The sequence below is a fragment of the Embleya sp. NPDC008237 genome, assembly GCF_042956465.1.
Taxonomy (GTDB): Bacteria; Actinomycetota; Actinomycetes; order Streptomycetales; family Streptomycetaceae; genus Embleya.
This window is the reverse complement of record NZ_JBIBGL010000027.1, coordinates 92,802-108,489: the sequence shown is the minus strand read 5'-3', so window position 1 is coordinate 108,489 and position 15,688 is coordinate 92,802. Positions and strand designations below refer to the sequence as shown.

General features: G+C 74.8%; 1 protein-coding gene. It reads left to right on the top strand.

Going from position 1 to position 15,688, the window contains the following annotated elements; translation table 11 throughout:
- Positions 1–15,648 carry an SDR family NAD(P)-dependent oxidoreductase gene (locus ACFZBU_RS43755; RefSeq protein WP_391589384.1) on the top strand — a complete coding sequence of 5,216 codons (15,648 nt, stop codon included), beginning with the start codon at positions 1–3 and terminating at the stop codon, positions 15,646–15,648.
- Positions 15,649–15,688 lie beyond the last annotated feature (40 nt).

Genomic DNA, 15,688 nt, shown 5'->3' with positions numbered 1-15,688 from the left:
GTGTTGGCGGGCGAGGTGGCGTGGCCGGCGGGTGAGCGGGTGCGCCGGGCGGGTGTGTCGTCCTTCGGGATCAGCGGGACGAACGCACACGTGGTGCTGGAAGAGCCGCCACCGGTGACCGAAGTGACGGATGTGGCGGTCGAGTCCGGGCTCGGCGGGCGGCACACCTGGGTGGTGTCGGCGCGGTCCGAGGCAGCGGTGCGGGAACAGGCGGCCCGCCTTCGGGACTGGGTCAGGGACCGCCCGGATCTCGATCCGGCACACGTGGCCCGGTCGTTGGTGTGCGAACGGGCTCTGTTCGGCCATCGGGCGGTGGTCTCCGGCGCCGATCTCGCCGAGCTGGCCGAGGGGTTGTCCGTTGTGGCGGCCGGCGCCGAGGGCGCGGTGGTCGGTGCGGTGGGTCGCGGGCCGGGGAAGACGGCCGTGCTGTGCACGGGTCAGGGGGTGCGGACCCTCGGTATCGGCCGCGAACTCCACGCGGCCTTCCCGGTATTCGCGGCGGCGCTGGACGAGGCGTGCGCGGCCTTCGACGGCGTGGTGCCGTTCTCGGTGCGCGACGTCGTGCTCGGCGCCGAAGGGGTGTCGGAGGCCGACGCGCAGGACACCGGGGTGGCCCAGCCGGCGCTGTTCGCGTTCGAGGTGGCGCTGTACCGGCTGTGGGCCTCGTGGGGGCAGACGCCCGACTTCGTGGTGGGGCATTCGCTCGGCGAGATCGTCGCGGCGCACGTGGCGGGCGTGTTCTCGCTCGCGGATGCGGTGGTCTTCGTGGCGGCGCGGGCTCGGCTGATGAGTGCGTTGCCGAGCGGAGGGGCGATGCTCGCGGTCGGTGCGGGCGAGGCCGAGGTGGCGGCGTTGTGCCCGGCCGAGGTGACGATCGCGGCGGTGAACGGCCCGGCGAGTGTGGTGGTTTCCGGACCTGCCGAGACGGTGGCCGCGCTCGAACCGGACTGCCTGTTGCGCGGGTGGCGGATCTCGCGCCTGCCGGTTTCGCACGCCTTCCACTCGGCGCTGATGGAACCGATGACGGCCGAACTCAGGGAGGTGCTGGGTGGGTTGACCTTTGGCACACCCGAGGTCACGGTGGTGTCGGACACCACCGGACGGATCGCGGGCGCCGAAGAGTTGGCTGATCCCGAGTACTGGGTGCGGCATGTGCGCCGCGCGGTGCGTTTCGGGGATGCGATCGCCACGCTGCGCGCCGAAGGGGTACGCACCTTCGTGGAGATCGGGCCGGAGGCGGCGTTGACCGCGATGGTGGTCGAGGGCACGGCCGGCGCGGAGGATGTGGCGGCCGTACCGACCCGGCGCCGGGGTCGAGCGGCCGTGGCGAGCGTGGTCGAGGCGCTGGCCCGGGTGTTCGTGCACGGCGCGAACGTGGACTGGGCCGCGCTGTCGACCGGTTCCGGGCCCGGAGGACGGGCGGACCTGCCGACCTACGCCTTCGAGCGGCGGCGCTTCTGGTTGGACGCCGGTGTCGACGCGGGCGACGCGGTCGGGTTGGGGCAGGGCGTGGTGGACCATCCGCTGCTCGGTGCGGTCGTGGGCCTGGCGGACGACCAGGGCGTCCTGTTCACCGGCCGGTTGGCTCTGGGCACCCATCCGTGGTTGGCCGAACACGCCGTCTTGGGGTCGGTATTGCTGCCGGGCACGGCATTCCTGGAACTGGCCCTGCACGTCGGCCGTCTCGTGGACTGCGCTCGGGTCGACGAGCTGACCCTGTCGGCGCCGCTGGCGCTGCCGTCGACGGGCGGTGTGCAAGTCCAGGTCCGGGTCGGTGTACCGGAAGAGAGCGGAACGCGCACGATTACGGTGCATGCCCGCCCGGACGCGGTGGAGGAGGCGCCTTGGACGCTGCATGCCGCCGGGAGCCTGGCTCCATCGGGTGAGGTGGACACTCCCTCGGATGCCACGAGTTGGCCGCCCACCGACGCGACCGCGATGGACACGGCGGAGCTGTATCCCTGGTTCGCCGAGACCGGCGTCGACTACGGACCCTCGTTCCAGGGCGTACAGGCGGCTTGGCGCCGTGGTGACGAGGTGTTCGCGGAGATCGTGCTCGCGGCCGACGACCCGGCCGCCGACGGCCGGTTCGAGCTGCACCCGGCGCTGTTCGACGCCGCGTTGCACCCGCTGGGCCTGAGCCTGCTCGACGCGGAGGCGCCGCGCTTGCGGCTGCCGTTCTCCTGGCGCGGAGTGGCGCTGCACACGTCCGGGGCACGCACGTTGCGGGTTCGGCTGCGTCCCACCGGGTCCGACACCATCGCGGTGACGGCCACGGACGAGACGGGCCGACCGGTGGTCTCGGTCGAGGCCCTGGCGGTGCGCGAACCCTCGCGGGACCGACTGTCGCAACCCGACGCGAACGCGGGCGAGTTGTTCGAGCCGGAGTGGACGCCGGCGTCGGTGGAGGACACGGCGGTAACGCTCGGTGCCGTGGTGGGCGGTCCCGAACTCGCCTCGACAGCCGCTCGATTCGGCGCGCCGCACCACCCCGACCCGGCCGCCATGGCCGAGTCGGCGATCCCCGAGACGGTCCTGTACGACCTGGTCACCCCAGCCGAATCCGTAGAAGCCGTACACCAGGCCGCCGCCCGGGCGCTCGACCTGGCCCGATCCTGGCTCGCCGACGAGCGCTTCGAGTCGGCCCGCCTGATCGTGCGCACCCGCCACGCGGTCGCCGCCGTAGAAGGCGACGCGCCGGACCCGGCCGCCGCCGCGGCCCATGGCCTGCTTCGTACCGCCTGCTCCGAACACCCCGAGCGGTTCGCGCTCGTCGACGCCGACGACCTCGACGAGATCTCGCCCGAGGCCATCGCCGCCGTGGCGGTCGAGCCCGAGGTGGCCGTGCGGGCCGGGCGGATCCTGGTCCCGCGCCTGCGCCGAGCGGCGGTGGCGCCGAAGGCCGACTTCGGCTTCGCCGCCGACGGCACCGTCCTGATCACCGGTGGCACCGGAGCCCTGGGCCGGCAGGTCGCCCGGCACCTGGTGCGCGTACACGGGGTGCGCCGCCTCCTCCTGCTCTCCCGTCGCGGCGACGGAGCCCTCGAGGCCGCCGAGTTGCGGGCCGAACTGATCGAGGCCGGCGCGCACGTCACCTTCGCGGCCGGTGACGCGGCCGAACGGGATGTGCTGGCCGACGTGTTGGCCGCCATCCCGGCGGCCCACCCGCTGACCGGCGTGGCGCACCTGGCCGGGGTGACCGACGACGGGCTGGTCGGGGCGTTGACCCCCGAGCGGCTGGCGGCGGTGTTGCGCCCCAAGGTCGACGCGGCGCTGCACCTGGACGAACTCACCGCCGACGCCGACCTGTCGGCGTTCGTCCTGTTCTCCTCGGCCGCCGGTCTGGTCGGCAACCCCGGGCAGGCCAACTACGCGGCGGCCAATGTCGCCCTCGACGCGCTGGCCCGCCGGCGCCGGGCGCGCGGCCGACCGGCCGTGTCGTTGCAGTGGGGGTTGTGGGCGGAACGCAGCGCGCTGACCGAGACGATGAGCGCGACGGACCGGCGGCGGGCGGCCGGTGCGGGTGTGCGGGCGTTGTCCGTCGAGCAGGGCCTCGCGCTGCTGGACGCGGCGGCGGGGCGGCCCGAGGCGGTGCTGACGCCGCTGCGCCTCGACCCGGCGATCCTGCGCGGTCCGCAGGAACGGGTGGCGCCCGTGTTGCGCGGGCTGGTGCCGACCCGGGCCCGGCGCACGCCGGGCCGCACCTCGGACACCGCCCGCTCGCTGGTGCGCCGATTGGCCGCGCTGCCCGAGGCCGAGCAGGACCGGCTGTTGGTCGACCTGGTCCGCACCCACGCGGCCGGTGTGCTCGGCCACGCCGACGCGCGCACGATCGACCCGGACCGCGCGTTCGGCGAACTGGGCTTGGACTCGCTGGCGGCGTTGGAACTGCGCACCCGGCTGAGCACGGCGGTCGGACTGCGCCTGCCCGCCACGATGTTGTTCGACCATCCCTGCGCGCGGGCCGTTGGCGTACACCTGCGTGCGCAACTGCTCGACGCGCCGACACCCGGGCGGGCGGCGAGGGTTGCCCGGCCGGTGTTCGACGAGCCGGTCGCGGTGGTGGCGATCAGCTGCCGCTTCCCCGGCGGCGTCGCGAGCCCCGAGGACCTGTGGCGCCTGGTGTCGGAACACACGGATGCTATCTCGGAGTTCCCGCAGAACCGGGGCTGGGACCTGGCCGAGCTGTTCCATCCCGACCCCGAACACCCCGGAACCTCGTATGTCCGCGAGGGCGGATTCCTCTACGAAGCACCCGAGTTCGACCCGGAGTTCTTCGGCATCTCGCCGCGCGAGGCGCTGGCCATGGATCCGCAGCAGCGGTTGCTCCTGGAGGCGTCCTGGGAGGCGATCGAGCGGGCCGGCCTGGATCCCCGCTCACTGCGCGGCAGTCGTACCGGGGTGTACGCGGGCCTGATGTACGCGGACTACGCGTCGCGGCTGAGCAGCGCCCCGGAGGGCGTGGACGGCTATCTCGGCAACGGCAGCGCGGGCAGCATCGCATCCGGGCGGGTGGCCTACACACTGGGCCTGGAGGGGCCCGCGGTGACCGTGGACACCGCCTGCTCGTCGTCCCTGGTGGCACTGCACCTGGCGGCCAACGCGCTGCGGCAGGGTGAGTGTGATCTGGCGCTCGCGGGCGGGGTGACGGTGATGTCCAGCCCGGCCACCTTCGTCGAGTTCTCCCGGCAGCGCGGCCTGGCCCCGGACGCGCGGTGCAAGTCGTTCGCCGCGGGCGCGGACGGCACCTCGTGGTCCGAGGGCATCGGACTGCTCCTGGTGGAACGCCTGTCGGACGCGCGCCGGTTGGGCCATCCGGTGCTGGCCGTGGTTCGCGGCAGTGCGATCAACCAGGACGGTGCCAGCAACGGCCTGGCCGCGCCCAACGGGCTCGCCCAGGAGCGGGTGATCCGGGACGCGCTCGCGCACGCCGAGTTGCGTCCGTCCGACGTGGACGCGGTGGAGGCGCACGGCACCGGCACGCCGCTGGGCGACCCGATCGAGGCCCGCGCCCTGCTGGCCACCTACGGGCAGGACCGGGCGGCGGATCGGCCGCTGTGGCTGGGGTCGGTCAAGTCCAACCTCGGGCACACCCAGGCGGCGGCGGGCGTGGCCGGCGTGATCAAGATGATCATGGCGATGCGGCATGCCGAACTGCCCGGGACGCTGCACGTGGACGCCCCCTCGCCGCATGTGGACTGGTCGGCGGGGGCGGTCTCGCTGCTCACCGCCGCGACCCCGTGGCCGGAGACCGGGCGTCCGCGCCGTGCGGGGGTGTCGTCGTTCGGGATCAGCGGGACCAACGCGCACGTGATCCTGGAACAGGGCGATCCCGCCCCGACCGCGTCCGTCGCACCGGTCCCGGAGTCGGCGCCTCCGGCCGCGCTGGCCTGGCCGCTGTCCGGGGCGAGCGCGGCGGCCTTGCGCGGGCAGGCCGAGCGGCTGCGCGCGCACCTGGACGCGCACCCCGAGTACGGGCCGGTCGATGTCGCGCACGCGCTCGTCGGCGGCCGATCCCGGTTCGAACACCGCGCCGTGGTGGTCGCCGAGGACGCGACGGGCCTGCGGGCCGGGCTGGACGCGCTGAGCGCCGACCTACCCGACGCCGCGGTACCGGTGGGCGTGGCCGGCGAACCCGGCCGAATCGCCTTCGTGTTCGGCGGCCAGGGCTCGCAGTGGCCCGGCATGGGCGCCCGACTGCTCACCGAGTCGCCGGTCTTCGCCGCCCGGATCCGCGACTGCGACGCGGCGCTCGCGCCGCACACCGACTGGTCGTTGCTCGCCGTGCTGCGCGGCGAGTCCGACGCGCCGCCGCTCGACCGGGTCGACGTGGTGCAACCGGTGTTGTTCGCGGTGATGGTCGCGCTCGCCGAACTGTGGCGCTCGCTGGGCGTACGGCCGGCCTCGGTGGTCGGCCACTCGCAGGGCGAGATCGCCGCCGCCCACATCGCGGGTGCGCTCACCCTCGACGACGCGGCCCGGATCGTCGCACTGCGCAGCCGCGCCCTGCGCGGGTTGTCCGGCGACGGCGGGATGATGTCCGTCGCGGCCGGCCCGGAGCAGATCGCCCGATTGCTCGACGGATTCGCGGACCGGCTCGGCATCGCCGCCGTCAACGGCCCTGCAGCCGCGGTGATTTCCGGCGAGACCGACGCGCTCGCCGAACTGCACGCCCGCTGCGAGGCGGACGGGATCCGCGCCCGGGTGCTCCCGGTCGACTACGCCTCGCACTCCGCCCAGGTCGAGCAGGTCCGCGAGGAACTGCTCGCCGCCCTCGGCGAGATCGTGCCCACGCCGACCACCGACGCGGTCTTCTACTCCTCGGTCACCGGCGAACCCGTCGAGGGCACCGCGCTCGACGCCGAGTACTGGTACCGGAACCTACGCGCCACCGTCGCCTTCGACCGGGCCACCGATGCCCTGCTGCGGGACGGTCACACGGTGTTCGTCGAGACCAGCCCGCATCCGGTGCTGGCGCCCGCCGTCGAGGACAGTGCCCAGCGTGCCGGTACGGACGTGACCGTCGTGGGCAGCCTTCAGCGCGACACCGACACCCTCGCCCGTTTCCTCACCGCCGCGGCCGGCCTGCACGTGCGCGGCGTCCCGGTGGACTGGTCCGCGACCCACGCCGGACACCGACCCCGGCCGGTCGAGCTGCCCACCTACGCGTTCCAACGCGAGCGCTACTGGCTGGAGGCGGGCAACACGCCCACCGACGCGGCCGGCCTCGGCCTGCACCCGGCGGCACACCCCCTGTTGGGCGCGGCTGTGGCACCCGCCGAGGGCGACCGGCACATCCTCACCGGCCGCATCTCGCTGCGCACCCACCCCTGGCTCGCCGACCACACGATCCTGGACACGGTGCTGCTCCCGGGCACCGCGTTCGTCGAACTCGCCCTCCAGGCGGGCGATCGGGCCGACTGCGACCTGATCGAGGAACTGACCGTCGAGGCCCCGCTGCGGCTCACCGACATCGGCGCCGTACACCTGCAAGTGTTGCTGGACGAGCCGGACGAGCAGGGCCGCCGCGCGCTGACCATCCATTCCCGTCCCGACGACGCGCCCGCCGGGCAGGCGTGGACGCGGCACGCGAGCGGGGTACTGGCACCGGTGGCGGACGGGCCCGGAGTCGTGGTGGTGACCGATGACGCATGGCCGCCCGCCGGGGCCGTCGCGCTGGACGTGGACGGGCTGTACGAGCGGCTGGCCGGGCAGGGCTACCGGTACGGACCGGCCTTCCGCGCGGTGCGGGCCGCGTGGCGCCTGGGCGATACGGTCCTGGGCGAGGTCGCGCCGGGTGACGAGGCGCACGGCGCACGGGACTTCGCGCTGCACCCGGCCCTGCTGGACGCCGCGCTGCACGCGGCGGGCGGTACAGCCGACGGCGACGGCGGCGACGGCGCCATCGGCCTACCCTTCGCCTGGACCGGCGTACGCCTGCACGCCGTCGGCGCCGCCGCGCTCCGGGTCCGCCTGGAACGCCTCGGCCCGGACACCGTCGGCCTCGAACTCACCGACCACACCGGCGCCTTGGTCGCCACCGTCGGCGCCCTGGTCGGCCGCCCCGCGACTGCCGACCGACTCGCGCCCACCGCCGACCCGGCCCACCGCGACCTCCACCACGTCGACTGGACCCCGCTGCCCACCCCCACCGAACCCAGCACCGCCCGCTGGTCGTTGCTCGGCCCCGACGAGCTGGCGGCGGTGGCCGGCCTGCGCGCCGCCGGCACCGAGGTGCACGCGGACGGCGAGCCCGACCCCGCCGACGTACTGCTGATCACCTGCGCCGGCCGGGCCGGGGACGACGTCCCCGAAGCCGCCCGGGCCGCCGCACACCGCGTACTCGACCTGCTCCAGCGTGCGCTGACCGACCCACGCCTCACCGCATGCACCCTGGTCGTGTTGACCCGGGGCGCGGTACCCGGGCACCACGGCGAGGACGTGTCCGATCTGGTCGCCGCGCCGATCGTCGGCCTGGTCCGCTCCGCGCAGACCGAACACCCGGGCCGGATCGTGCTGGTCGACCTGGACGACCACGCCGACTCCTTCGCCGCGCTGCGCGCCGCCGTCGTCGCCGACGTCGGCGAACCGCACCTGGCCATCCGTACGGGCACCGTGTCCGCGCCCCGACTGATCCGCACCGGGACCGAACCGCGCCTGAGCCCGCCCCCCGGCACCCCGGCCTGGCGGCTGGACCTGCTCGGCGGCGGCACCCTGGACCGGCTCGCGCTGCTCCCGAACGCCGACGCGGCGGCCCCGCTGGCGCCCGGACAGGTCCGGATCGCCGTCCGCGCCGCCGGGCTGAACTTCCGCGACGTCGTGGTCGCTCTCGGCATGGTCGCCGACACCCGCCCGCCCGGCGGCGAGGGCGCCGGGATCGTCGTGGAGGTCGGCCCCGACGTACCCGAACTCGCGCCGGGCGACCGGGTGATGGGCCTGTTCGGCGGCGGCACCGGACCGATCACCGTCGCCGATCACCGGCTGCTCGCGCCGATCCCCACCGGCTGGACCTACGCCCAGGCCTCGGCCGTTCCGGTAGTGTTCCTGACCGCCTACTACGGCCTGGCCGACCTCGGCGGGCTGCGCGCCGGCGAATCGCTGCTCGTCCACGCCGCCACCGGCGGAGTGGGCATGGCGGCAGTGCAACTGGCCCGGCACTGGGACGTGGAGGTATTCGGCACCGCCTCGCCCGGCAAGTGGGCCACCCTGCGTGGCCAGGGCGTGGACGACGCGCATCTGGCGTCCTCGCGCGATCTCGACTTCGCGCACCGGTTCGGCGAGGTCGACGTGGTGCTCAACTCGCTCGCACACGAATTCGTGGACGCCTCACTGCGGTTGCTCGCGCCCGGCGGCCGATTCCTGGAGATGGGCAAGACCGACATCCGCGACCGGGACGAGGTGCTCGCCGCCCATCCGGGCCGCGACTACCGGGCGTTCGACCTGATGGACGCGGGGGCCGAGCGCATCCGGGAGATGCTGGCCGACCTGTACCGACTCTTCGAGACCGGCGTGCTGCACCCGCTGCCCGTGACCACGTGGGACGTGCGCGGTGCGGTCGGCGCCTTCCGGCACCTCAGCCAGGCCCGGCACACCGGCAAGATCGTGCTGACCCTGCCGCCCACCCTCGGCGCCGCCCCGGACCCGGAGGGCACGGTCCTGATCACCGGCGGCACCGGCACCCTCGGCGGCCTGCTCGCCCGCCACCTCGTCCGCACCGCCGGGATACGAAACCTGCTCCTGATCGGCCGGCGCGGCCCGGCCGCCGACGGCGCGGCCGAGTTGTCCGCCGAACTGACCGCGCTCGGCGCCCGGGTGACCATCGCGGCCTGCGACGCCGCCGACCGTGCGGCGCTCGCCGCGCTGCTCGCCGAGATCCCGGCCGAACACCCGCTCACCTCGGTGATCCACGCCGCCGGCGTGATCGACGACGCGGCGCTGACCGCGCTCACCCCCGAGCGGCTGGACCGGGTGCTGCGCCCGAAACTGTACGCCGCCTGGAACCTGCACGAGTTGACCCGCGACCTCGACCTGACCGAGTTCGTGCTGTTCTCCTCGATGGCCGGCACCTTCGGCGGCGCCGGACAGGCCAACTACGCCGCCGCGAACGCCTTCCTGGACGCACTCGCCCAGCACCGCCGAGCCCGCGGCCTGGCCGCGACCTCGGCCGCCTGGGGCCTGTGGGCGCAGGCCAGCGGGATGACCGGACACCTGGGCGCCGAAGACCTGGAGCGCATCGCCCGCACCGGCGTCGCCGCGCTGGAGACCGCCCACGCACTCACCCTGTACGACGCGCTCCGCGCGGCCGACCGACCCACGATCGTGCCCGCCCACCTGGACCCGGACACGCTGCGCGCCGCCGCCCCGACCGTACCCGCGCTGCTGCGCGACCTGGTCCGCCCGCGCGGACGCCGCGCCGCCGCCGACACCGCGCCGGACGCCGCGTCCCTGGCCGAGCGGCTGGCCCGACTGCCCGAGGAGCGGCGCCGGCAGACGCTGCTGACCCTGGTCCGCACCGAGACCGCCGCCGTCCTGGGCCACGCGACCCCGGACGCGGTCGCCCCGCTGCGCCCTTTCAAGGCACTCGGCTTCGACTCGCTTACCTCGGTCGAACTGCGCAACCGCATCGGCGCGGCGACCGGCCTGCGCCTGCCCGTCACCCTGGTCTTCGACCACCCGACCCCGCAGGCGCTGGCCGACCACGTCGGCGCCGAACTCCTGGGCGTCGCACCGGTGGTCGTCGAGCCCGAGCGACCCGCCGCACAAACGGACGACGACCCGATCGTGATCGTGAGCGTCGGCTGCCGCTACCCGGGCGGGGTGGCCGGACAGGACGAGATGTGGCGGATGCTCGCCGAGGGCACCGACACCATCGGGCCCTTCCCCCAAGACCGGGGTTGGGAGTTGGACACACTCTTCGACCCGGACCCCGACCGGGCGGGCAAGTCGTATGTGCGCGAGGGCGGATTCGTCGCCGACGCGGTGCACTTCGACGCCGAGTTCTTCGGGATCTCGCCCCGCGAGGCGACCTCGATGGACCCGCAGCAGCGGCTGCTGTTGGAGACCGCGTGGGAAACCTTCGAGCAGGCCGGCATCGACCCCACCGCGCTGCGCGGCAGCAGTACCGGGGTGTTCGTCGGGGCCATGGCGCAGGACTACCACGGCACTTCGCAGGCGATGGCCGAGGGCCAGGAGGGCTACCTGCTGACCGGGACCGCGACCAGCGTGATCTCCGGCCGGGTCTCCTACGTCCTGGGCCTGGAGGGGCCGGCGGTGACCGTGGACACCGCGTGCTCGTCGTCCCTGGTCGCACTGCACCTGGCGGCGAACGCGCTCCGTGCGGGCGAGTGCGATCTCGCGCTTGCGGGCGGGGTGGCGGTGTTGACGTCGCCGCAGGCGTTCATCGAGTTCAGCCGGCAGCGCGGACTGGCCGCGGACGGGCGCTGCAAGCCGTTCGCGGCGGCGGCCAACGGCACCGGTTGGGGCGAAGGCGTCGGCCTGGTGCTGGTCGAGCGGTTGTCCGACGCGCGCCGGCGCGGGCATCCGGTACTGGCCGTGGTGCGCGGCTCGGCGGTCAACCAGGACGGCGCCTCGAACGGGCTGACCGCGCCCAACGGCCCCTCGCAACAGCGGGTGATCCGGCAGGCGTTGCGCAACGCCGGCCTGGCCGCGACGGACGTCGACGCGGTCGAGGCGCACGGCACCGGGACCACGCTCGGCGACCCGATCGAGGCGCAGGCGCTGCTGGCGACCTACGGTCAGGACCGGCCGGCGGATCGGCCGCTGTGGCTGGGGTCGGTCAAGTCCAACATCGGGCACACCCAGTCCGCGGCGGGGGTCGCCGGGGTGATCAAGATGGTGCTCGCGCTGCGGCACGGGACGTTGCCGCCGACGTTGCACGTGGACGCGCCCACGCCGCATGTGGACTGGGCGTCGGGACAGGTGCGGCTGCTCACCGAGCCGGTGGCGTGGCCGGCGGGGGAGCGGGTGCGCCGGGCCGGGATCTCCTCGTTCGGGGTGAGCGGGACCAACGCGCACGTGATCATCGAGCAGGCGCCGGCGGAGGTCGCGGTCGAGGCCGCGCCGGCCGCCGCGCCCGGGGGAATCGTGCCGTGGGTGGTGTCCGCGCGATCCGAGGCCGGGTTGCGGGCGCAGGCGGCGCGGCTGCGGGACTGGGCCGCCGCGCACCCTGAGTTCGCCCCGGCCGACGTGGCCGCCTCGCTGGTGCGCGGGCGGGCGGTGTTCGAGCGCCGGGCGGTGGTCCGGGGGCGGGACACCGCTGAACTGGTCGCGGCGCTGGGTGAGTTGGCCGATTCGCCGGCACCGGGCGAGACACCGACGGCGATCGGCCCCGGGCCGGTGTTCGTCTTCCCCGGCCAGGGATCGCAATGGGTGGGCATGGCGGCGGAGTTGCTGACGTGCTGCCCGGTCTTCGCGGAGACCGTCACGCGGTGCGCCGAGGTGATGGACCCGCTGCTGCCGGGCTGGGCGCTGCTCGACGTGCTGCGCGGCACCGACGAGGAGACGGCCGAACTGCTTCGCCGGGTCGAGGTGGTGCAACCCGTGCTGTTCGCGGTGATGGTGGGCCTGGCCCGCTGGTGGGAGTCGTGCGGGGTGCGACCGGCCGCGGTGATCGGGCACTCGCAGGGCGAAATCGCCGCCGCCTATATCGCCGGCCACCTGACCCTGCCGGACGCCGCTCGGATCGCCGCGCTGCGGATCCGCGCGGTGCAGGCCGCCGACATGATCCGCGGCGCGATGGTGGCGGTCGCGGTATCCGCCGTGCGGGCCGAGGAGCTGATCACCCGCACCGGCACCGGCGACCTGGTCAACGTGGGCGGGATCAACAGCCCGACCAACACCGTGCTGTCCGGCGACACCGACGCCTTGGCCCTGATCGTGGCGGACTGCGAGCGGGAGGGAGTACGGGCGCGCTGGATCCCGGCGGCGTACTCCTCGCACTCGCCGCAGATGGACGCCGTACGCGGCGACCTGGAACGCCTGCTCGCGGGCATCGAACCCACCCCCGGGCGGGTGCCGATGTACTCCACGGTCACCGGCGGCCGACTCGCCGACGACGCGCTGCTCGACATCGACTACTGGTTCGAGAACATGCGGCGCACCGTGCGGTTCGAGGAGGCGATCGGCGCGGCGGCGGCCGACGGACACACCGTGTTCGTCGAATGCAGCTCGCACCCCGGCCTGGTGGTGCCGCTCGGCGACACCCTGGACTCGCTCGGCGTGCACGGCGCCACCCTGGAGACGTTGCGCCGCGCGGACGGCGGCGCCGATCGGCTGCTCACCGCGCTCTCCGCGATGTTCGTGCACGGCGGCGCGGTGGACTGGGCCGGGATGCTGCCGGGGCGGCGCGTCGCGCTGCCCACGTACGCCTTCCAGCGTCGGCGGCACTGGGTGGAGCCCGTCGGCCCGGCCCGAGGGGGCGTCGGCTGGGGGCAGTTCCCGGTTGAGCACCCGATCCTGGGCGCCGGGGTCGACCTGGCCGACGGCTCGGCGACCGTGTTCACCGGGCGCCTGGACACCACCACACACGGTTGGCTCGCCGACCACCTCGTGCTCGGCGAAGTCCTGGTCCCGGGCACGGTGTTTGTGGATCTGGCGCTGCGCGCGGGCGGCGCGCTCGGCTGTGCGGTGGTCGAGGAGTTGACCCTGCACGAGCCGCTGGTGCTGCCGGACGCGGACGGGGTGCGGATCCAGGTCACCGTCGAGGCACCGGACGACGCGGGTGCGCGGGCGCTGACCGTCCACTCCCGGGCCGAGGACGCGCCCGCCGCCGAGCCGTGGACCCGACACGCCTCGGGCACGGTGGCCCCCGGCGCGCACCGGCCGCAGCAGGAGTCCGGGCCGTGGCCGCCGATCGGGGCGACGCCGCTGGATGTGGCGGATGTATATCGGCGGTTGGCCGAACTGGGCCTGGGCTACGGTCCGACGCTCGCCGGACTGCGGGCCGCGTGGCGGCGCGGCGACGACTTGTTCGCCGAGGTCGCGCGCACCGCCGACGCCGAACGTGGCACCGCCCGCTTCGGCCTGCACCCGGCCCTGCTCGACGCGGCCCTGCATGGCCTGGTCCCCGGGGCGGAGCCCAGCGGCGCACCGACCGAGGTGCGGCTGGCCGGCGCCTGGCGCGGGGTGACGCTGGACGGCGACGCCGGTACCGCCGGCCGGATCCGGCTGCGGGGCGCCGACGGGGACGGCGTCGAGGTCGAACTGGCCGACGAGACGGGCCGATCCATGGCCCGGATCGAGTCGGTGACGCTGCGACCCTGGACCACCGGGCAGGTTCGGGCGGCCGGGCGGGCCCGAGCGTGGTTGACCCGCTGGGAGTGGGCCCGGGTCGAGCCGACCGACACGGCGGCGGCAGGAGGTCGCTGGGCCGTGCTCGGCGCGCAGGCATGGGACGGGGAGGCGGCCTACCCGACCGTCGCCGAACTGATCGCGGCCGTCGAGGTCGGCGTCCCGGTCCCGGATCTGGTCGCGCTGCCCGTGCGTATCGACCCGGCCGGCGGCCTCGATCCGGAGGCGATCCGGGCCACGATCCGGGCGGTGCGCGAGACCGTGCGGCAGTGGCGGGCCGAACCACGTCTGGCGGCCTCGCGCCTGGTTGTGGTGACCCACGACGCGGTGTCGGCGCGGCCCGAGGACCGGGTCGCCGATCCGGGCGCGGCGGCGGTGTGGGGCGTGGTTCGGGCGGCCCGGACGGTGGACCCCGAGCGGTTCGTGCTCGCCGATGTGGACGGGGAGGACGCGTCCTGGCCGGTGCTGCTCGCCGAAGCGTCCGCCGGTCGCGCCGAGTTCGCGATCCGCGCGGGCACGGTACTGCTGCCGCGCCTGGCCCGGGTACCGGCGGGCGAGACCGGCACGGCGGGCTTCCCGACCGAGGGCACGGTATTGGTCACGGACGCGACCGACCCGACCGACGTCACCGACACGGTGGGCACGCTGCTGGCCCGGCACCTGGTGACCGCTCACGGAGTGCGCCGGCTGATCCTGGCCGGCGGCCCCGCCGCCGCCGGGATGCCGCTTGCCCGGGAACTGGCCGCGCAGGGAGCGGAGATCGACGTAGTCGCCTGCGATGTGACCGACCGCGCCGAACTGGCGAGGCTGTTGGCCACGATCCCCGAGCACAGCCCGCTGACCGCCGTGGTGCACGCCGCCGGACTCGGCGGGTCGGACCCCGAGGACGTGCTGCGGGCCCGGGTGGACGCGGCCGTACACCTGCACGAACTCACCCGCGACGCCGACCTGTCCGCGTTCGTGCTCTGCACCGCCCTGGACGGCGTACTCGCCGACCCCGGGCGCGGCGAACACGCGGCCGGCGACGCCTTCCTGGACGCCCTGGCCCGGCACCGGCACGCCGCCGGGCTGCCCGCGCTCGCGCTGGCCTGGGCACCGGGTGACGAACCGGCCGCCGGGCTGCTGCCGCTGCCCACCGAGCAGGCCACGGCCCTGTTCGACCGGGCCCTCGGCCTGCCCGAACCGGCCCTGGTCCCGCTCACGCCGGACATCTCGGCGCTGCGCCGGGCCGAACCGGGCGCGCTACCGACGCTGTTGACCATGCTGGTGGCCGACCCGAACCACCGCGCCGGCGCCGCCGCCGAGGCGGCGCCCGCGCTGATCGGCCGACTGCTCGACCTGCCGGACGACGAGCGGGAAAGCGCCCTGGTCGACCTGGTCCGTGGCAGCGCCGCCGCGATCCTCGGTCATGCCGATCCGACCGCGATCGAGACGGGAGCGGCGTTCAAGGACCTCGGCTTCGACTCGTTGACGGCCCTGGAGATGCGCAACCGACTGCGCGCCGCGCTGGGTCTGACGCTGCCCGCCACGCTGATCTTCAGCCACCCCAACGCGGCGGCCCTGGGCCGGCATCTGCACGGCCTGCTGCGCCGCGAGCACGGGGTCTCGTGGGACTCGGTGCTCGGCGAGATCGACCGGGTCGAGGCGATGCTCGCGCAACTCGACGACGCGGACCGGGCCCGGGCGGCGGAGCGGTTGCGGGACCTGATCGGCGGTCCGGAAGGCCCGCTCGCCGGTCGCGAGTTCGGCGCGAACGGCGACGCGGCCGGCGGCCGAGGGTTCGACGCGGCCACGGACGAGGAGCTGTTCGACTTCATCGACGGCGGGATCGAGCACTGATTCGACGACGGCGGGATCGAGGACCGACGACCGATCGCGG